This window comes from Brevundimonas aurantiaca (genome assembly GCF_904830995.1).
In the GTDB taxonomy this organism is placed as follows: domain Bacteria; phylum Pseudomonadota; class Alphaproteobacteria; order Caulobacterales; family Caulobacteraceae; genus Brevundimonas; species Brevundimonas aurantiaca.
Genome location: NZ_CAJGVD010000001.1, coordinates 620,698 through 640,527, shown reverse-complemented (window position 1 = coordinate 640,527; position 19,830 = coordinate 620,698). Strand labels below are relative to the sequence as shown.

General features: G+C 65.3%; 16 protein-coding genes. 12 read left to right on the top strand and 4 right to left on the bottom strand.

Annotated features, from left to right (window positions below):
• Positions 1-210 precede the first annotated feature (210 nt).
• The 8 genes from JMT67_RS03200 (at position 211) to JMT67_RS03165 (ending at position 10,778) form a co-directional block, all read left to right on the top strand.
• Positions 211-1,251 (top strand): rod shape-determining protein, encoded by a 1,041-nt coding sequence (locus tag JMT67_RS03200; protein WP_054765854.1) that lies wholly within the window; start codon positions 211-213, stop codon positions 1,249-1,251.
• Between the two features lie 151 nt (positions 1,252-1,402).
• On the top strand, positions 1,403-2,524 hold the full coding sequence (mreC, locus tag JMT67_RS03195; protein ID WP_201462667.1) for a rod shape-determining protein MreC: 1,122 nt from the start codon (positions 1,403-1,405) through the stop codon (positions 2,522-2,524).
• A complete protein-coding gene (locus tag JMT67_RS03190; protein WP_054765852.1) occupies positions 2,521-3,039 on the top strand; it encodes a hypothetical protein in 519 nt (172 codons plus the stop codon). Before mreC ends, JMT67_RS03190 begins: the two co-directional genes overlap by 4 nt.
• Positions 3,036-5,033, top strand: coding sequence for a penicillin-binding protein 2 (mrdA, locus tag JMT67_RS03185; protein WP_201462666.1), 1,998 nt, complete (start codon positions 3,036-3,038; stop codon positions 5,031-5,033). Before JMT67_RS03190 ends, mrdA begins: the two co-directional genes overlap by 4 nt.
• Positions 5,030-6,184: a rod shape-determining protein RodA gene (gene rodA, locus JMT67_RS03180; protein WP_201462665.1), complete on the top strand. Its 1,155-nt coding sequence runs from the start codon at positions 5,030-5,032 to the stop codon at positions 6,182-6,184. The genes mrdA and rodA overlap by 4 nt, the downstream gene beginning before the upstream one ends.
• Before the next feature lie 197 nt (positions 6,185-6,381).
• Positions 6,382-7,797 carry a glucuronate isomerase gene (gene uxaC / locus JMT67_RS03175; RefSeq protein WP_191554009.1) on the top strand — a complete coding sequence of 472 codons (1,416 nt, stop codon included), beginning with the start codon at positions 6,382-6,384 and terminating at the stop codon, positions 7,795-7,797.
• A 32-nt stretch (positions 7,798-7,829) separates the two neighbouring features.
• Positions 7,830-9,275: a mannitol dehydrogenase family protein gene (locus tag JMT67_RS03170; protein WP_233455777.1), complete on the top strand. Its 1,446-nt coding sequence runs from the start codon at positions 7,830-7,832 to the stop codon at positions 9,273-9,275.
• Positions 9,276-9,278: 3 nt separating this feature from the next.
• Positions 9,279-10,778 carry a UxaA family hydrolase gene (locus JMT67_RS03165; RefSeq protein WP_201462663.1) on the top strand — a complete coding sequence of 500 codons (1,500 nt, stop codon included), beginning with the start codon at positions 9,279-9,281 and terminating at the stop codon, positions 10,776-10,778.
• Positions 10,779-10,823: 45 nt separating this feature from the next.
• Here the strand turns inward: JMT67_RS03165 and JMT67_RS03160 are convergent, their stop codons facing one another.
• The 3 genes from JMT67_RS03160 to kduD form a co-directional block, all read right to left on the bottom strand.
• Positions 10,824-12,473, bottom strand: a complete 1,650-nt coding sequence (locus JMT67_RS03160; RefSeq protein WP_201462662.1) for a pectate lyase — start codon at positions 12,471-12,473, stop codon at positions 10,824-10,826.
• Between the two features lie 110 nt (positions 12,474-12,583).
• Entirely contained in the window at positions 12,584-13,627 is a 1,044-nt protein-coding gene (locus JMT67_RS03155) for a sugar kinase (RefSeq protein WP_201462661.1), read from the bottom strand.
• Between the two features lie 19 nt (positions 13,628-13,646).
• A complete protein-coding gene (gene kduD, locus JMT67_RS03150; RefSeq protein ID WP_201462660.1) occupies positions 13,647-14,405 on the bottom strand; it encodes a 2-dehydro-3-deoxy-D-gluconate 5-dehydrogenase KduD in 759 nt (252 codons plus the stop codon).
• A gap of 224 nt (positions 14,406-14,629) precedes the next feature.
• On the opposite strand from kduD, the gene JMT67_RS03145 reads away from it, so the two are divergent.
• On the top strand, positions 14,630-15,292 hold the full coding sequence (locus JMT67_RS03145; protein WP_182714294.1) for an RpiB/LacA/LacB family sugar-phosphate isomerase: 663 nt from the start codon (positions 14,630-14,632) through the stop codon (positions 15,290-15,292).
• A gap of 55 nt (positions 15,293-15,347) precedes the next feature.
• Here JMT67_RS03145 and JMT67_RS03140 read toward each other — a convergent pair whose 3' ends face one another.
• Positions 15,348-16,397 (bottom strand): LacI family DNA-binding transcriptional regulator, encoded by a 1,050-nt coding sequence (locus JMT67_RS03140; RefSeq protein WP_227975925.1) that lies wholly within the window; start codon positions 16,395-16,397, stop codon positions 15,348-15,350.
• Between the two features lie 168 nt (positions 16,398-16,565).
• Between JMT67_RS03140 and JMT67_RS03135 the strand changes: the two genes are divergently transcribed.
• From JMT67_RS03135 to JMT67_RS03125, 3 genes are all read left to right on the top strand, one after another.
• A complete protein-coding gene (locus JMT67_RS03135; RefSeq protein ID WP_201462659.1) occupies positions 16,566-17,402 on the top strand; it encodes a 2-keto-4-pentenoate hydratase in 837 nt (278 codons plus the stop codon).
• Between the two features lie 84 nt (positions 17,403-17,486).
• Positions 17,487-18,773 (top strand): MFS transporter, encoded by a 1,287-nt coding sequence (locus JMT67_RS03130; RefSeq protein WP_201462658.1) that lies wholly within the window; start codon positions 17,487-17,489, stop codon positions 18,771-18,773.
• 53 nt (positions 18,774-18,826) lie between these two features.
• Positions 18,827-19,825, top strand: coding sequence for an alpha/beta hydrolase (locus tag JMT67_RS03125; protein WP_201462657.1), 999 nt, complete (start codon positions 18,827-18,829; stop codon positions 19,823-19,825).
• Positions 19,826-19,830: the final 5 nt, after the last annotated feature.

Below are 19,830 nucleotides of genomic sequence, written 5' to 3'. Positions count from 1 at the left end.
GCGCCAAGCTTACACAGGCCTGGGGGTGAACTCGCGTCCGGTACGCGAAGGGGGTTGTATTCCCTGTTTCATACGGGCACACGGGCCAGCGGTAGGCGTGGCGAAGACGATCAGGAAGCTGTCCGGCAAGGGGATGTCAGGACGGCGGGGCGTCGCCAGGTCGACTGCGAAACTGACGCCCTCGGTCAAAGAACAACGGTATCGATTCCCATGAGCTTTTCCCTTTTCGGCGCGATCTCCAACGACATCGCGATGGACCTGGGCACCGCCAACACCCTGATCTACATGAAGGGCAAGGGCATCGTCCTGAACGAGCCGTCCGTGGTGGCCCTGCGCAACGTCGGCGGACGCAAGATCGTGCACGCCGTGGGCATTGAGGCCAAGCAGATGCTGGGCCGAACGCCCGGCCACATGGAAGCCATCCGCCCGATGCGCGACGGGGTCATCGCCGACTTCGAAGTCGCCGAAGAGATGATCAAACATTTCATCCGCAAGGTGCATAACCGCAAGGGATTCGTGAACCCGAAGATCATCGTCTGCGTGCCGTCCGGCGCCACGGCGGTCGAGCGTCGCGCGATCAATGATTCTTGCCTGAACGCCTCGGCGCGCCGCGTAGGCCTGATCGACGAGCCGATGGCCGCCGCGATCGGCGCCGGCCTGCCCATCCACGAGCCGACCGGCTCCATGGTCGTCGATATCGGCGGCGGCACCACCGAGGTGGCCGTGCTGTCTCTGTCGGGCATCGTCTATTCGCGTTCGGTCCGCGTCGGCGGCGACAAGATGGACGACAGCATCATCAGCTATATGCGTCGCAACCATAATCTGCTGATCGGCGAAACGACCGCCGAGCGGATCAAGAAGGACATCGGCACCGCCCGCATCCCGGCCGACGGCGAAGGCCTGTCGATCGAGGTCAAGGGCCGCGACCTGATGCAGGGCGTGCCGCGCGAGGTCCGTATCTCGGAACGCCAGGCCGCCGAAGCCCTGGCCGAGCCGGTGACCCAGATCATCGAGGCCGTGAAGGTCGCGCTGGAAGCCACCCCGCCGGAATTGGCCGCCGACATCGCCGACAAGGGCATCATGCTGACGGGCGGCGGCGCCCTGCTGCGCGGCCTGGATGTCGAGATTCGCGACCACACCGGCCTGCCGGTCTCGGTGGCCGACGACCCGCTGTCCTGCGTCGCCATCGGCTGCGGCCGCGTGCTGGAGCATCCGCGCTGGATGAAGGGCGTGCTCGACTCGGCGCTCTGATTTTTTCGATCGCGGCTGGGCGAAAGTCCGGCCGCAAATCCTTTTCAGCCCTGCGTGATCGACGGTTCCATTCCGGCCCTGATTTTGCGATAGGCAGGCAGAACGACAGGGATCGCCTGTCGATTCCAACCCCTTTTGTGGAAGGTCGCCCGTGGCGTTTCGCGACGGTCCCTTTGAAAACCTGAAGGTGCCGCTGGTCTTGACCGCCGCGGTTGTCGTCGTCGTGTCGATCGTGGCCGCCGGCCTCCTGTTGGTGAGCGATCGCAAGGCCGTCGACGGCGGTTCCAGCTATGGCGCCGTGCGCGGAGCGGCTGATACGGTGACTGGACCTGTCAGCGGGATCTTGGCCGCGCCGGTGCGCTGGGTCGGCGCCGTCACCGACTATGTCGGGGGCTATTTCTTCGCGGTGTCGGAAAATCGGAAACTCAAGGCGGAATTGGCGGAACTCCAACCGTGGCGCGACCAGGCCATCGCCCTGAAGAACGTCAACGCGCGCTATGAAGCCTTGCTGGGGCTGCGGACTGAGCCGCCCGTTCCGATGATCACGGCGCGCGCCATCTCCGACGCGCGCGGACCCTTTAATCGGGCCAAGCTTCTGGACGTGGGCACGCGCCGCGGCGTGCGGATCGGCAATCCGGTGATCAATGAACACGGCCTCGTCGGTCGCGTGACGGGCGCGACCGGAGGCGTGAGCCGCATGGTGCTCCTGACCGATGTGGCGTCTCGGACGCCCGTCCTGGTGGATCGCACCGATGCGCGGGCGCTTCTCACCGGCGACGGCAGCGACAACCCGCGTCTGGAGTTTGTTCGCGGAGCCGGCTCGGTGCAGCCGGGTGATCGCATTCTGAGTTCTGGGGACGGTGGGGGACTGCCGCGCGGCATACCGATCGGCGTCGCCGCCAAGGGCATTGACGGCAGCTGGCGCGTCAAACTGTTCAGCGATCGTGGCGCTGTCGATTATGTTCGTGTGCTGTTGTTCCAGGACTTCGGCCAACTGGTCGATCCCAACGCCCTGAATGCGCCGCCCCTGGCGGGTCTGGGCACGGCGCCCGAGCCCAGCCTCGAACAGGCGGCTGCGATTGCGGACGTTGCCGCACGCCGGCAAGCGGCCGCACGCGCCCAGGCCGAACGCACGCGGCAGGCCCAGGCTTCGCAGGCCGCAACCGCCGGGCCGTCGGTTCAGCGCGGTCCGGCTCCGCGCGCCGCTCCGGATCAGTCCACGCCTGAGACTCCGCCGGGCGGACCCTCGCCTGCGCCGGGAGGCGCCGCGTGAGACGGCCGGTTGCGGTCCGCGTCGTCGGGCCTTTGCAATGGATCCTCTATCCGGCCCTTGTGGCGGTCGCGGCGACCATCGTCCTGGCCACCCCCGCCCAGCTTTTCGGCCTGACCTTGCCGGAGCCGGTCGTGCCCATGGTTCTGGCCTTCGCCTGGCCCTTGATCCGTCCGTCGATGACGGCGCCGGCTGTGCTGTTCGCCCTGGGCCTGTTCCTTGACCTGTTTTGGAACGGCCCGCTCGGCATGTGGGCCCTGTGTCTGATGGGGGTCTATGGCGTCTTGCTTCTGTCGCGCAATCTTTTGGCCGGACACGAAGGGCTGATCCGGTTCGCCTGGTATGTGGCCTGCACCCTGGGGGCGTTTCTGTTCGCCTATGTCATCGTGACGGTGCGGGCGGGCAATCCGCCGGCCATTCTGTCGCTGATCGGCCAGATCGTCCCGACCCTCCTGCTTTATCCGGTCGCTGACTGGATGCTTGAGCGGTTCGACGATGGAGACATTCGCTTCCGATGAGCGGCGAACCTTCCATTTTTTTCGCCGACGTCAATGAACGACAGGGCTCGTTCCTGCGGCGCACCTTCGTGTTCGGCGGCCTGGCGACCCTCGGCGTGGCGGCGCTTGTAGGACGGCTGGCCCAGCTCCAGGTCGTGCAGGCGCAGGAGTATGCGACGCTCTCGTCGCAGAACCAGTTCAACTTCCGCATGGTTCCGCCGCCGCGGGGCCTGATCAAGGATCGCAACGGCGTCGTCATCGCCGGCAACCGCCCCAGTTTCCGAGTGCTGGTGGTGCGCGACGAAACCAAGGATCTGGACCAGACCCTGGACCTGCTCGGCCGGCTCTTGCCCGACACCCTGGAGCGCCGCCGGGCCATCATCCGCGATGTCAACGCCTCGTCCAAGTTCAACCCGGTCCCGGTCAAGAGCGACCTGACCTGGGAGGAGTTCGCCAAGGTCAATCTGTACGCCAACGAGCTGCCGGGCGTCATGGCCGACATGAACGACGCCCGCTACTATCCGTTCGGCGGCTCTTTCGCCCATGTGGTCGGCTATGTGGCCAAGGTGTCCGATCGGGACGTCAAGGCCATCCGCGACAGGGGGGAGGAGGTTCCGCCCCTGCTGTTCAACCCCAGTTTCCGCATCGGCCGGCAAGGGGTGGAGAAGGCGCTGGACGAGGCCCTGCGCGGCGAGCCCGGCGGTAATCGCGTCGAGGTGGACGCGCGGGGTCGAGTGGTGGCCGAGGATGTGGGCGGCTCCCGCCCGGCGGTTCCCGGGCAGGAAGTGGTTCTGACCCTGGACGCCGACATTCAGAACCGGGCGCTGGAAGTGTTTGGCGAGGAGTCCGGGGCCTGCGTCGTGATGGACGTCCGCAACGGCGACATCCTGGCGATGACCTCCGCCCCTTCGTTCGATCCCAACCTGTTTGTGGGGGGCGTGCCTTCCAGCATCTATCGCGCCTTGGCCGACTATGAGCGTCGCCCGCTGCTGGACAAGGCTCTAACGGGGACGTTCGCACCCGGCTCGACCTTCAAGCCGGTCGTGGGGCTGACGGCGTTGAAACGGGGCGGCGATCCGAACAGAAGGATCGTCTGCAACGGGGCCTATTATCTGGGGCGGCGGTTCGCCTGCCTGGGGCGGCACGGTTCGCAGGACATGCGTTCGGCGATCAAGAACTCCTGCAACGTCTATTTCATGACCCTGGCGGTCGAGGTCGGGCCGGACGCCATCGCCGAGACGGCGCGCGAAATGGGCTTCGGCCAGACCTACGACATCGGCATCTCCGGCCAGAAGCCGGGCCTGGTGCCGGACCGAGAGTGGCGGCGGAAAAATCCCGTGCGGGGCGACGGCAAATGGTATCCTGGCGAAACGCCGAGCTACGGCATCGGCCAAGGCGCCTTGACGGTCAACGCCCTGCAACTGGCCGTCTATGCTTCGCGACTGGCCAATGGCCGAAAGGCCGTAACCCCGCGCCTGATCAAGTCGATCGGCGGGGTGGAGCAGGGGGGCGACCGCAGCTTCGCCGACCTGCCCTATGATCCCGCATTCGTGCAGGTGATGCGGGAAGGGATGGAGGCGGTGACCGACGTCGGGGGGACCGGCTTCAGGAACAGCCAACTGGGCCTCGGCGACATCCGCATGGCGGGCAAGACCGGGACGGCCCAGGCGCAGAACTACGGCGCCGGGTCGCGCAAGGGCGCGGGCCGGCCCTGGGCCCAGAAGGACCACAACCTGTTCATCGCCTTCGCGCCGGCGGACAATCCCCGCTACGCCGTGTCGGTGATTGTGCAACACGGCGGCATGGGCGGCGGTACAGCCGGCGCGCCGCGCGCGCGGGAGGTGATGAAGGTCGCCTTGCTGAAGGATCCGGAGATGCGCGCGCGAATGGAGCGCCCCCCGGCGCCCGAGCCGACAGAGACGACGGACCTGACCCAGCCTTCGACCCTCGAGCCGACGACCCCGACGCCGGAGGCGGTTGATCCGCTTCCCCCATCGACGGAGCCGCGCTTATGACCGCTTCCGCCCTGTCTCGTCCCGGCGAGCGCGAGCGCGTTTCGACCAAGATCAGCCAGCTCGACTGGCGGCTTCTGCTGCTCATCTGCGCCGTAGGCGGCGCGGGCGCAATGATGCTCTATTCGGTGGGGGGCGGCTCATGGTCACCCTGGGCGGCTAAACACCTGATCCGGTTCGGCGTCTGCCTGGTGCTGATGCTGGGGCTGTCGATGATCAACATTCGCTACTGGTTCGCCCTGGCCTATCCCATCTATGGCATGGCCCTGTTCCTACTGGCTCTCGTCGAGACGCCGTTGGGCTACACCGCGCTCGGCGCCACGCGCTGGCTTGACCTGGGCGTGACCCGCATACAGCCCTCGGAAATCATGAAGATCGGCGTGGTTCTGGCCCTGGCGCGTTGGTACCACGGGGCCTCGGCCAAGGAGGCGAGCTTTCACTGGAAGCTGATCATTCCCGTCGCCATCATCGGCATGCCCTTCCTGCTGGTGGCGCACCAGCCGGATCTGGGCTCGGCCATGCTGATCGGCCTAACCGGCGCGGCCATCATGTTCATGGCCGGTCTGAACTGGAAGATCATCGCCGCCGTCGCCGCCGTCGCCACGGTCGCCGTCCCGCCCTATGTGATGTTCGGCATGCACGACTATCAGCGCCACCGGGTGCTGACCTTCCTGAACCCTGAGGCGGACATGGCCGACAAGGGGTATCAGATCGTCCAATCCAAGATCGCGATGGGCTCGGGCGGGCTTCTTGGCAAGGGCTACGGCCTGGGCAGCCAGAGCCAGCTGGAGTTTCTGCCCGAGCGGCACACCGACTTCATCTTCGCCGCCTTCGCCGAGGAGTTCGGCTTCGTCGGCGCCTTCTTCCTGCTCGGCGCCTATGCGGCCATCATATTGATCTCTTTGCGAATAGCGTCCCTGTCCCACAGTCATTTCGGCCGTTTGGCGGCGTCCGGCGTGATCGCCACCTTCGCCATGTATGTGCTGATCAACGGCGCCATGGTTATGGGGCTTGCGCCGGTCGTGGGCGTGCCCATGCCGCTGTTGTCCAACGGCGGCACCGTGATGCTGACCGTCATGATCGGCTTCGGCCTCGTCATGGCGACGCGGGTGCATCGATACGCCGAACTGCCGAAGGGCCATGGGCTGATCTGAGGCCGATTGAAAAGCGCGCCTCGGCAGGCCGTCCGCCTAGACCTCGCACGTTTGATTACAGCGCCGCAGATTCAGCGTGCGCCGTAGGCAGACTAGACTACTAAGGTAACCGGTGTCTTTTTTGTCCTCAGCCCTGTAACAGGAGGAACAGAAACGACTCGTCGCGTCCGGCCGGCGGGAACTGAGGGAAGGATTTCATGACCCAGCCGCTCCGACTACATCCCGACCGCCTGTTTCCAGCAGATGCGGGAACCCGCGCAGTCGCGCGGCGGCTGTATGACGCCGTCAAAGATCTGCCGATCATCAGTCCGCACGGGCATACAGACCCCAGCTGGTTCGCCCTGAACCAAGCCTTCGCCAACCCGGCTGAGCTGCTGATTACGCCCGACCATTACGTCTTTCGAATGCTGTATTCGCAGGGGATGGCGATGGAGGATCTGGGCGTGCCGCGCGTCGACGGCGGGCCTGTGGAGACGGATCCCAGGAAAATCTGGCGCCGGTTCGCCGAGAACTATCACCTGTTTCGCGGCACGCCTTCGCGCCTCTGGCATGACTGGGTCTATGCCGAGGTGTTCGGCCTAGATGTGCGTCTGTCGGGCGAGACGGCGGACCACTATTACGATGTCATCGACGCCGCCCTCAAAACCGACGGTTTCCGACCACGCGCGCTGTTCGAACGCTACAATATCGAGGTTCTGACCACCACCGAGAGCCCGCTCGACACCCTGGATCACCACAAGACCATCGCGTCGTCAGGCTGGAAAGGCAGGGTGCTGACCGCGTTTCGACCCGACCCGGTCCTGGATCCGGACTATGAGGGTTTCCGCGACAATCTGCACAGCCTGGCCGATCTTACCGGTCGCGACGTCATGAGCTGGGACGGCTATCTTCAAGCCCTCCGCGACCGTCGCGCCTTCTTCATCGAAAGGGGCGCGACCTCGACCGACCACGGCCATCCGACCGCCTTTACGGCGGATCTGCCGAGAGGAGAGGCCGAGGCTCTGTTCCGTCGCGTATCCACGGCGTCTGCGACAGCTGCGGACGCCGAGCTGTTTCGCGGCCAGATGCTGACCGAAATGGCCGCCATGTCGGTCGAGGACGGCCTGGTGATGCAACTGCATCCCGGCAGTTTCCGCAATCATTCGGCGACGGTGTTTGATCGCTTTGGACGCGACAAGGGATGCGACATTCCCACCCCGACCGATTACGTCAGGGCGTTGAAGCCGCTGCTGGATCGCTTTGGAGCGGACAGGCGCCTGTCCTTGATCGTCTTCACCCTCGACGAGACCAGCTACAGCCGCGAACTGGCTCCGCTGGCCGGTCATTATCCGGCGTTGAAACTGGGCCCCAGTTGGTGGTTCCACGACAGCCCAGAGGGCATGCGCCGCTTCCGCGAACAGGTCACCGAGACCGCCGGCTTTTACAACACGGTCGGGTTCAATGACGACACCCGCGCCTTCCTGTCGATCCCGGCCCGTCACGATGTGGCGCGGCGCATGGACTGCAGCTTCCTGGCCCGGCTTGTGGTGGAGCATAGGATCGAGGAGGACGAGGCGCACGAGGTCGCCCACGCCCTGACCTATGGCCTGGTCAAGGCGGCTTACAAGCTGTGAGCGGTCAAACGTCCCGGCTGAACTCAGGGGCTTTGTCGCAACTGCCTTTGGACGTCGCTCAGCCCAAATATGACCGTGCGGAGGTGAAGACCGGCGTAGTGCATCTGGGGGTGGGAGCCTTCCACCGCGCCCATCAGGCGGTTGTTTTCGACGACGCCCTGGCCGGCGGCGACCTGCGTTGGGGGGTTCTCGGGGCCTCGCTGCGGTCGCCGGGCGTCAGAGACCAACTGAATCCCCAAGACGGACTGTACACCCTGGTGCTGCGTGACGGGGCGCGCGAGGATCTTCGCATCATTGGCGCGGGCTGCGGCGTCCTGGTCGGCCCAGAAGACCCCGCCGCCCTGGTGGCCGCCATGGCAAGGGCTGAGGTTCACATCGTCACCTTGACCGTCACCGAAAAGGGTTACCGTATCGACCCCGCAAGCGGCGATCTGATTTTCAATGATCCGGACGTGGCCGCGGATTTGATCGATCTGGAGGCGCCGCGCACGGCCCCCGGATTCATCGTTGCGGCGTTGAAGGCGCGCAAGGCTGCGGGCCTCAAACCCTTTACTGTCATCAGCTGCGACAATCTTCCGCAGAACGGGCAAAGAATCAGGGCGGCCGTGCTGGCGATGGCGGGCCGTATCGACCCTGACTTGGCCGACTGGATCAGGCGTCATGGCGCCTTCCCGCAGACCATGATCGACCGGATCGTTCCTGCGACCACCCCCGACGACGTGGCGCGACTGACCGGCCGGCTCGGCGTCGAGGATCAAGGCATGGTCAAGACGGAGCCCTTCACCCAGTGGGTGATCGAAAACCACTTCGCCGGCGAGCGACCGGACTTCCCGGCCCTGGGCGTTCAGTTGGCGGAGTCCGTCGAGCCTTGGGAGAACGCCAAGCTGAGACTTCTGAACGGCGCTCACTCCGCCTTGTCCTACCTGGGGGCCCTGGCCGGCTTCGAACATGTGCATGAGGTGGTGGGCGTGCCGCCCTTCCGCGCCTATGTCGAAGCCCTGTGGGACGAGGTCGAGACGACGTTGGAGCCGCCGCCCGGTTTGGTGATCGCCGACTATCGGCGGGCCCTGATGGCGCGCTTCTGCAACGCCGCCCTGATGCATCGCACACGCCAGATCGCCATCGACGGTTCTCAGAAGCTGCCGCAGCGGCTGTTGGCGACGGCCTCAGATCGTTTGGCGGCAGGGCTCGGGATCAAGGCGACGGCGCTGGGCGTAGCGGCCTGGATGAGGTGGCAATCGGGTTTGACGGAAGGGGGAGAGCGCTTCGAGGTCGATGATCCGCTGGCCGCCGAAACGGCCCGGCGTCTGGCTGAGGCTGACAATGAAGCCGACCAGGTGCTGAGTCTTCTGAGGCTTGCGGCCGTTTTTCCGCAGCGCCTGGCGGCGGACGACCGCTTCGCCCTGGCGGTTACGGACGCCTATCTGTCGCTGTGTCGCAAAGGAGCGGTCGAGGCGGCGCGGGAGGCGGCGGTCTAGATCATGTCTCGCATTGTGGTCTTAAATTCACTCGACGACGTCGCCATCGCCCTGGATGACATTTCCGAAGGCCAGACTCCCGAAGGCTTGGACGTCCCCGCGCGCACCCACATCCCCACGGGTCATAAGATCGCGCGTCATGCTGTGGAAGCGGGAGGAGTGGTTCGTCGCTATGGTCAGGTCATCGGCCGCGCCCGCATTGCGATCGCGCCGGGAGACCACGTTCACATCCATAATCTGATGATGACCGACGATGGACGAGAGGCCGAGGTGGGGGCAGATCTGCGTTCGCCGCCGCTGCGGTCTGACGCGACCTTTCAGGGGATCGTGCGCCCGGACGGGCGAGTGGGGACGCGAAACTATATCGGCGTGCTCACCAGCGTGAACTGTTCCGCCACAGTGGCGCGCCGCATCGCCGACGCCTTTCCTGATGACGGCCTGCCGGACGGTGTCGACGGAGTGGTCGCCTTCACCCACCAGGGGGGATGCGGCGGCTCATCCCTGTCTTCCGATGTGGCCCTCTTGCAGCGCACCCTGGGAGGCTATGCCCGCCACCCCAACTTTCACGCCCTGCTGATCGTGGGGCTGGGGTGCGAGGCCAATCAAATCCCCGCCTGGCTCGCCAATGAGGGGCTGAACGCCGGTCCCACCCTTCACGCCCTGACCATACAGGAGGCCGGAGGGACAGGGCGCGCGATCGAGGCCGGCGTCGCGATCGTTCGCGACCTGATCAGGGAGGCCGCCAAGATGCGACGCACGACCGTGTCGGCCGAGCATCTAACGGTCGGCCTTCAGTGCGGCGGTTCGGACGGCTGGTCCGGCGTCACGGCCAACCCGGCCTTGGGCGAGGCGGTCGATCGGCTGGTCAGCCACGGCGGGTCGGCCCTGTTGTCGGAGACACCCGAAATCTGGGGCGCCGAACACCTGCTGCTGCGCCGCGCAGCGTCACAGGCCGTCGCCGACAAGCTGCAGGCGCGCCTGGCCTGGTGGCGCGACTATGCGGCGCGGCATCAGATGGAGCTGAACAACAACCCCTCTCCGGGCAATCTGAAGGGCGGATTGACAACCATCCTGGAGAAGTCTCTGGGGGCCGTCGCCAAGTCGGGCTCGACGCCGCTCAACGACGTGATCGGCTATGCCGAACCGCGGGCGGCCAGGGGGCTCAGCTTCATGGACAGCCCAGGCTACGACCCCTGTTCGGCGACGGGCCAGATCGCCTCAGGCGCCAATCTGATCGTCTTCACCACCGGCCGTGGCTCAGTCTTCGGGGCCAAGCCGGCGCCCTCGATCAAGATCGCCTCCAACGCCAAATTGGCGCGTTGGATGGACGAGGACATGGATATCGACGCATCGCCGGTGCTTACGGGCGCCAGCCTTACCGATGTCGGCGAACGGATCTTCCAAAAGATGCTGGCCGTGGCCTCTGGCGAGCCGTCAAAGTCGGAGGCGCTGGGCATCGGCGACAATGAGTTCGTCCCCTGGCAGGTGGGCGCCTACCTCTAAAGGCCCGACGCCGGACGACCCGATCATTCGGGCCGCCCGCTCCGATCAGGCGACCAGGGCCTGGATCAGATCGCCCATGTTCCGAATGAAGACCGAGGTGGAAACGCCCTCGACCGGGTAGTCGGTCCGATAGGGCGACGTGTCCCAGACGTCGCCGACGCGTGTCATCTGATATTCGCCGCCGGTCACGGCCGTCGGGGAGTCGCCCCTGTAGGGGTTCGACGTCGTCGTCAGCGGCGTCGGCCAATAGCCCCGCGCATTCAGTCCGGCCAGAACCTCGGCTACGCGGCTCTCGCTGACCGGCGACGGCCGTTTGGCGTCGCCGGACATGTCCCAGACATCGACGTCTTGAAGGGTGAAATAGGTCGGAAGCCGTAGAGAGCCCGGTCGCGCCTTCAGCGGCGACCCCTGCGTCGCAGCCTCGACCGGCAGGGCGGAGAGGCGGGCATACTCCGCGCGAAGAGCGGGCGTGTCCACGTTCCGGAACGAACCGTAGTGGACGATCAGATTCTCGGGATTGTCGTCGGCGTAGTACTGGCCGTTGGCGACGTTGGATCCCCGACGATGGATGTAGATCGGGGTGTTGGCGCCTTCGAGAATGAAGGTGGGATGGGTCCGCCCCGGTGTATTGAGCGGCGGCTTGGTCGCGACCTGATCCAGCCAGTCCAGGGCCTCAGGCAGGCGGTCAAGGAATTTCCGGTCCCCGGTCAACCGGTAGAAGCCGAGCATCGACTTGATGTTGGTGCCCGTCGCATGGGTGACGAAAGCCTGAGGTTCGATCGTCCGCGCGCCGGCCGGCTTTAGGGTGTCGGGGAAATGCTGCAGGCCCCAGGCGGGCTGGGGCTGAGGCTGTTGGGTTTTGACGAAGATATCCATGCCGCGGTTGATCGCATCCAGGATGCGCGGATCGCCGCGTCCGTTCCGCGCCAACCCGTGCCAGGCGTAGATCAGAAACTCCAGATTCTCGCCTGCGACATCGTCATTGAAGGTGATGTAGGGCGTGTAATCGGCGTGCCCGTGGACGCCGCCGTTCTGTACGAAGGGGTAACGTTGAGGCCAGCCTCCGTTCGGATACTGGCTGTCGAGAACAAAATCGATCGCCTTGTTCAGAGGCGCCAGATATTTGCGGTCTCGCTTTTCGAGGTACAGGCGAAGAAGCAGTTGCGAGGCCTCAGCCGTACCCGCGTCATCGAAGGTGGCGTTGCCGTAGTAGCGATGAAATTCCTCCAGCCGCCATGCGTTCTTGCCGACCGTGTCGTACCACCGCCTCAGCGAAGCCTCGCCGGCGGTGTCGATGACATAGTTCCACCCGCCAGCCGGGTGTTGGCCTCGGACAAGAGCGTCGGCGGCGGACTTGGCGGCCTCATAATAGAAGTCGTCGCCGGTCGCATGGTAGGCGTCCAGGAACAGGTGCCCCATGGTCGCGGTTCCAGGCGGCTGCACCCAGATCATGGTCGGGCTGGCTTCCAACTCGCCCCAGCGCCGCGAAAAGTCGGGCAGATACTGCCAGACATAACCGCCTTCGACTGCAGCCTCATCGGTCATAAAGCGTGCCGCCCGCTTCATCCCAGCCAGGATGGCGTCCCGCTGAGGCGCCGAGGCGGCGCCAGCGAGGGCGGGTGCGGAGGCGGCGACAAATGTGGCGGCGGCGCCGGCGGCCAAGACGGCGCGACGGCTCATGGAAGGGGCATGCATGCTGAAACTCCTGGACCTCTGAAACGGCTCTTCGCGGCCGGTTGGAGACTCAATCAAGCACGACTGACACCGGTTTCCTAGGGGAGTCTCGACGGAATCCGGCTTGGGATCTAACGCCGAATGTCGAACCCGTTGTCACCCATGGACGCCCGAACCTGATCGGCCGAAAACAGGTTGAAATCGCCCGGAACCGAGTGTTTCAGTCCGGCGGCCGCCAAGCCGAATTCCAACGCTTGCTGATCCGACCAGCCGCTCCAGAGCCCGAACAGCACCCCGGAAGCGAAGGCGTCGCCGCCGCCCACCCGGTCAACGACACCGGCCATGTGTAGGGCGTCCGCCCGCGTTTCGACGATCTGCCCACCGTCTCGCGTCAGCATTACCGCCGAAAGCGCCTGGTCGGCGACGCTGTCCTGCACCCGCATGGTGCAGGCGATGCGTTGAAGACGAGGGAAGGCGTCGAAGGCGGCCTTTGCGGCCTCGCGACGCCGCCCGGCGGGGTCGGCGTCGTCGAACCGCGTCCTCAGCACCAGGCCGAAGTCGCGATCGTCAGCAAAGGCCAGGGTCGCGCCGCTCAGCATGCGGCCCAAAACCGTCGGGGGATCGCCGTCCCATTGCTCCCACAGCTTTCCGCGGAAGTTGCCGTCATAACTGACCTTGACCCCCCGGCGCGCCGCAGCTTCTATCAGGGCGACGGCGGCGGAAGAGCCGTTAGGGCCCGTAGCCGGCGTGACGCCGGACGCGTGCAGCCATTCCACCCCGTCCAGCAAGGCGTCCCAGTCGAACCCCGTATGGACATGTTCGACGAAGGCGGAGCCGGCGCGGTCGTACAGGACTTCCGATGGCCGCCTCACGGCCCCAGGCGTGAGGAAATACAGCCCCATGCGACCGGCCTTGAACACGACCGTCGAGGTGTCGACGCCGTGGCGGCGCACTTCGTCACGCGCGGCGCGACCCAGGACATTGTCGGGCAAGACTGTCGCCAAACCTGTGGGGGCGCCGAATTGGGCCAGGGAGACCGCGACATTCGCCTCCGCGCCCCCTGGACGGACCGTCAGGGCGGGAGACTGCAGAAGCAACTCGTGCTCATTGGGCGAAAACCGCAGCAGCATCTCGCCGAAGCAGAGGATGCGGCGGGGAGATGCGCTGTAGGTCATGCTTCAGACTAGCCGTCGCTCAGCGCGCCTGCCAGCCGCCATCGACCGGCAGGATGGCGCCTTGGACATAGTCGGACGCCCGGCTGGCCAGGAAGACGGCGGCCCCGCCGAGGTCCGAAGGCTCGCCCCAGCGGCCGGCCGGGATGCGGCCCAGGATTTCAGCCGAGCGGACGGGGTCCTCGCGCAGCGCCTGAGTGTTGGCCGTGGCGAAATACCCGGGCGCAATGGCGTTGGCGGTGATGCCGTGCGGCGCCCATTCATTGGCCATCAGCTTGGTCAGGCCGGCCACGCCCGACTTGGAGGCGGTGTAGGAGGGCACCCGGATGCCCCCCTGGAAGGAGAGCATGGAGGCGATGTTGATGATCTTGCCGCCTTCGCCCTGTTTGATGAAGTGACGGGCCACGGCCTGGCTGAGGAAGAAGACGGTCTTCAGATTGATGTTCATCACCAGGTCCCAGTCGGCCTCAGTGAAGTCCACGGCGTCGGCGCGACGGATCAGGCCCGCATTGTTGACCAGGATGTCGATCCGGCCCATCGCCTTAAGGGTTTCCTGAACCACGCGCTCGACAGGTTCGATCGAGGTCAGATCGGCGCTGACCGCATGAGCGCGGCGTCCCATGGCCTTCACCCTGGCGACCGTGTCGTCGGAATCCGACAGGGCGACCGAAACGATGTCGGCGCCGGCTTCCGCCAGAGCCAGAGCGATTCCCTGACCCAAGCCCACATTGCCGCCGGTGACCAGGGCGACTTTTCCGGTGAGGTCGAATGGAGTGGTCATATTGTGTTTCCTCTGGTCTGCGCCTTTTGCGACGCCGTTTAGCGGGTGTGATGCGGCAAGGGCGAATGTTCCGCTCTGTCAGCCTCGCCGCGAAATCGATCCGGGCGACCTTGCATCTCTCCCCATGTGGACTAGGTAACCGGTGTCATATTATGATGCAATCCATTAGCCCATAATCGCGCGACATGGTTCGATGTCGCCTGAACTCGCCTTGAGGAGTCCCCATGAAGATCGCGCTCATTATCGAAAACAGCCAGGCCGCAAAAAGCGAGACGGTGCATGCGGCTCTGTCCGCCGTCGCGGAGCCGCTGGGGCATCAGGTGTTCCACTATGGAATGTACGCCGCCGAGGATAAGGCGTCGCTGACCTATGTGATGAACGGCGTGCTGACCGCCATCCTGCTCAACTCCGGCGCCGCCGACTTCGTGGTGACCGGTTGCGGCACCGGCATGGGATCGATGCTGGCCTGCAACAGCATGCCGGGCGTCTTCTGCGGCCTGGTCATTGATCCGACCGACGCCTTCCTGTTCGGCCAGATCAATGACGGAAACGCCATCTCCATGCCCTATGCCAAGGGGTTCGGTTGGGCGGCGGAGCTGAACCTTCAGGACGTGTATCGCAAACTGTTCGAGGGCGAGCGCGGCCTGGGCTATCCCAAGGAACGTGCGGAGATCATGCGCAAGAACCGAGGCGTGCTGCGCGATCTGAAGGCCGCATCCTGCAAGGACATGCTGACCGTGCTGAAGGAGATGGATCAGGACTTGCTGAAAGCCGCGATCGCGGGCGAGCGGTTTTCCGAATACTTCTTCGCCAACGCTACGGACGAAGGTATTCGTGATTATCTGAAGGGCGTTCTAAGCGGCGCGAAGGCTTTGGAGCCCGCATAAGGCCAAGGCTCGGCCGGCGCGTGAACTGCGCCGGCCGCCTCTGGGAAAGGCTTTTTCAAGCCGCAGGAATAGCGGATTTCCGCACCACGAGAGCAGGTCGGACTTCCGGCTGCTTCAACTGGGCCGCATCCACGCCGCGCATGGGCGCCAGAAGCTTCTCGGCCGCCATGCGGCCCATGTCGCGAATCGGCAGGCGGACGGAGGTCAAGTTCGGCCAGACCCGCGCGGCCATGGGCAGGTCGTCGAACCCGACGATCGACAGGTCGCGCGGCAGCTCCAGCCCCCGCTCGCGGGCCGCCTGCATGATCCCGATCGCCATGTCGTCGTTGAGGGTGAAGATGGCGCTGGGCGGGTGGGCCAAGGAAAGCAGGGCGTGGCCGGCTTCAACACCTGATTCAAACGTATAGGCGCCCTTGAAGTCGTATTCGGGCGCCAGTGGAATCCCGCGCGCCGACAGGGCGTCGATAAAGCCCTTGCTTCGCACCGCCGACGATCGGAACAGGTCCGGCCCGCGAACCAGACCGATCCGCCGGTGGCCCAGGTCGGCAAGGTGATTCGCCGCCTCAGCCGCCCCTATCCCGTCGTTCGTCACCACCATCGACGCCGGCTCGTCCAGGGCTACCGAGGCGATGCGGACATAGGGGCAATCCAGTTCGCGCAGCAGCGCGATGACCGCCTCGTCCTCAGACACCGAAGGGGGCATGATGACGCCATAGAGCCTTTGCCGCTCCACGAAGCCTCGGATGTCCTCAAGCAGAGTAGGGGAGTTGCGGTTGCAAGGATGGACGACAAGTTCCAACCCCGAACCCTTCAGGGCGTCCAGCACGCCTTGCTGCATATTGACGACATAGGTCGGGCTGGGGTTGTCGTAGATCAGGCCGATCAGGAAAGAGCGGCGGAACGCCAGCCCGCGCGCCTGGGGATCGGGCGTAAAGCCCAACGCCTTGATGACCGCATTGACTCGTTCCCGCGTGTCCTGGCGCACGAACGGCGACTGGTTGATCACGCGCGAGACGGTCTTTTTGGACACTTCCGCCACGCGGGCGACGTCGTTGATGGTGGCCCGCTTAGCCGTCTTGCCGGGGCGCGGATCGTCTTGAGCCAAGGTGCGGCTCCTTCCTTCTTGTCGAGCTTCAGCCATAACGCCGACTCGCGTCGGACGCTACAAACCTCTTCAAAGCGCATTGACACCGGTTTCCTCCCTCGCTCTTATCGCGGCCTGTTTGCGAGGCCTTACCTTGATCCGCACCTATTCATTCGTGAGCGTCGCGTCATGAGCGCGACGCCGATCGCCGAAATCGGGACGGCCTCTGTCGCCGTGGAGCCAGATCAGATCGCGGCGCGCTTCGTGGCGGCGCGACTGGCCTGCCGCGCCACGCCGGACTATCCAGGCCGGATTCCCGAAAACATGGCCCAGGCCTATGCGATCCAGTCTGCGGCCATAGAGCGGTTTCCCGACGAGGTCGTCGGATGGAAGGTCGGCGGGGTGCCGCCTTCACAGCAGCCGGAGCTGGGGGTTCACCGACTGGCCGGCGCCATCTTTGCACGCAATGTTTGGGCGAGCGCTGAAGGCGCCGCGACGGCGTTGCCGGAGATCGAGGGCGGCTTTGCAGCCGTCGAATCCGAGTTCATCGCCCGCATCGGTCATGATCTGGACCCCGACAAAACGGATTGGAGCTTGGCGGACGCCGTCGCGGCGATCGACAAGATCTTCGTGGGCGTTGAGCTGGCGGGCAGCCCCTTGTCGGCGATCAATGACCTGGGCTCCGCAGTCGTCGCCTCAGACTTCGGCAACAACGGCGGCCTGGTCATCGGGCCTGAGTTGGCGGATTGGCGCGAGCGGCTGGAGGCGATCGAGGTCGAAACCTTCGTCAACGGCGAGAGCGTCGGCGTCGGCGGTTCTGCGTCGCTTCAGGGCGGCGCAATGGAGTCCGTCCGTTTCTTGGCCGAGCATTGCGCCCGATGGGGCCGACCGCTGAAGGCCGGCATGTTGATCTCCACCGGCGCCGTTACCGGCGTACACCGGGTCCATGCAGGGGATCAGGCCGTCTGCGTGTTCAGGGGCGTTGCCGAACTCCATTGCTCGGTCGTGAGGGCTGAAGCGCAGTAATCTTCTTCAAACACGTCAACCTGGCCGCCGTTGAGGGACGAGAGAGCCGGGACGCGTGAGGAACCATCAGGAACGGGAATAATCATGACCGACGCGTCAAGCGCAGGACCGATTGAGATCAAGGCGCCGTCGCCGGGCAAGTATCGGTGGATCATCATGTGGCTGCTGTTTGCAGCCATGGTCATCAACTATGTCGATCGCCAGATGATCGGCTTCTTGAAGCCCATGTTGTCAGCCGAGTTCGGTTGGTCGGAGACCGACTACGCCGACATCGTCTTCTGGTTCCAGGCCTCCTACGCCGTGGCCTATCTGCTCTGGGGCCGGATCATGGACCGTGTCGGCGCGCGCTGGGGCCTGGGGGTGGCTTTCGGCATCTGGCAGATCGGCCATATCCTGCACGGCGCGGCGCGGGATCTGTCGCACTTCATGATGGCGCGCATGGTGCTGGGCGTCGGCGAGGCCGGCGGGTTCCCCGGAGGCATCAAGGCCGTCGCCGAGTGGTTCCCCAAGAAGGAACGCGCCCTGGCGACGGGCCTGTTCAACGCGGGCACCAATATCGGCGCCATTGTCACGCCCCTGATCGTTCCGGGTCTGGTTCTGGCCTTCGGCTGGCAACTGGCCTTCGTCATCACCGGCCTGCTGGGCCTAATCTGGCTGCCGATCTGGCTTTTGGTCTATCGCCGGCCGCGCGAACAGAAGCGGCTGTCGGCCGCCGAGCTGGCCTATATCGAGCAGGATCCTGCCGATGTCGTTGAAAAGGTCAAATGGACCAAACTGTTGGGCGTTAAGGAGACCTGGGCCTACGCCCTGGGCAAGTTCCTGATCGATCCCATCTGGTGGATGTTCCTGTTCTGGCTGCCGGACTTCCTCGGCAAAACCTACGGGCTTGATCTGAAATCCTTCGGCCCCCCGCTGGTCGCCATCTACCTGTTGTCGGACGTGGGATCGGTCGGCGGCGGCTGGCTGTCGTCTCGCTTCATGCACCGCGGCATGAGCGTCAATAGGGCCCGCAAGATCACCATGCTGATCTGCGCCCTGTGCGCCGTCCCGGTCGCTTTCGCCGCCATGGCGTCCAACCTCTGGGTGGCGGTCGGCATCATCGGTTTGGCCACTGCGGCCCACCAGGGCTTTTCGGCCAATCTCTACGCCCTGCCGGGCGACGTCTTCCCGCGCTCGGCGGTCGGTTCGGTCGTCGGGATCGGGGGCATGTTGGGGGCCATCGGCGGCATGGCGATGGCGAAGTACGCCGGCTATGTGCTGGAGCAGATCGGCACCTATACGCCGATCTTCATCGTGGCGGCTTCAGCCTATCTGATCGCCCTGTTGGTGGTGCATCTGCTTTCGCCGAAGTACGCTCCGGCCAAGGTCTGATCAAAGCGCGGCCGGACGATCACTCGTCCGGCCGCTTCTTTTTGGATGAAGAGATGAAGCTGCTTCGAAGACATCTGCTCGGCCTGGTCTTGGCCGCAGGCGGGCTGGCGTTCGGACGACCGGCGGCGGCCGAGGCTTTCTCTGCTGGAGAGCGGCAGGCGGCCGCGCCGCCCGACCCCGACGAAACGATCCGGTTGTGGCCCCGCGGCGCGCCGGGCGGGGAGGGGGTGCGGCTCACGCCGATCGTGCCGGAGCGTTCGACCGATCCGGCTTTTCACGACCGCTACGCCCAGTACACCGATGATCCTATGCTGACAGTCTTTCGGCCGGCACGGCCCAACGGCTCGGCCCTGCTGTTGATCCCGGGCGGCGGCTACCGTTGGGCGGTTCTCGACAAAGAGGGCTACGACGTCGCCCGCGTCTTCGCGGCGACCGGTACGACCTGTTTCGTGCTTCGCTACCGACTTCCGGCGGATGGTTGGGCCGCCGGGCCGGACGCCCCGCTACAGGATGCGCAACGGGCGATGCGGCTGATCCGCTCCCGCGCGGACGTCTATGGAGTGGACCCGGCGCGGATTGGCGTCCTCGGGGCCTCTGCGGGCGGGCATCTCGCAGGATTGCTCAGCGCCAGGCGCGATGAGACCTATCCCGCCATCGACGCCGAAGACGCCGTTTCGCTAAGGCCCGACCTGACGGTCTTGATGTACCCGGTGGCCACCATGGCTGACCCCCACGCCCACCAGGGTTCGCGAACCCATCTGCTGGGCCAGGCTCCTGCAGCGGACCAGATCAGGGCCTATTCTCTGGAGGCGATGGATTGGCGGGACGCCGCGCCGGTTTTCATGCTTCACGCCATGGACGACCTGGCGGTCCCGGTCGAGAACAGCCTTCAACTGTTGAGGACGCTGAAGGCTGCGGCCGTGCCGACGGAGGCACACCTCTTTCAAGAAGGCGGCCACGGCTTCGGCGTACGTCTGATCCAGGGCCGGCCCGCCCAGGTCTGGCCTGACTTGGTCCGGGCCTGGGCCGGTCGGCTGAACGTGCCGCTCTAGGCGGG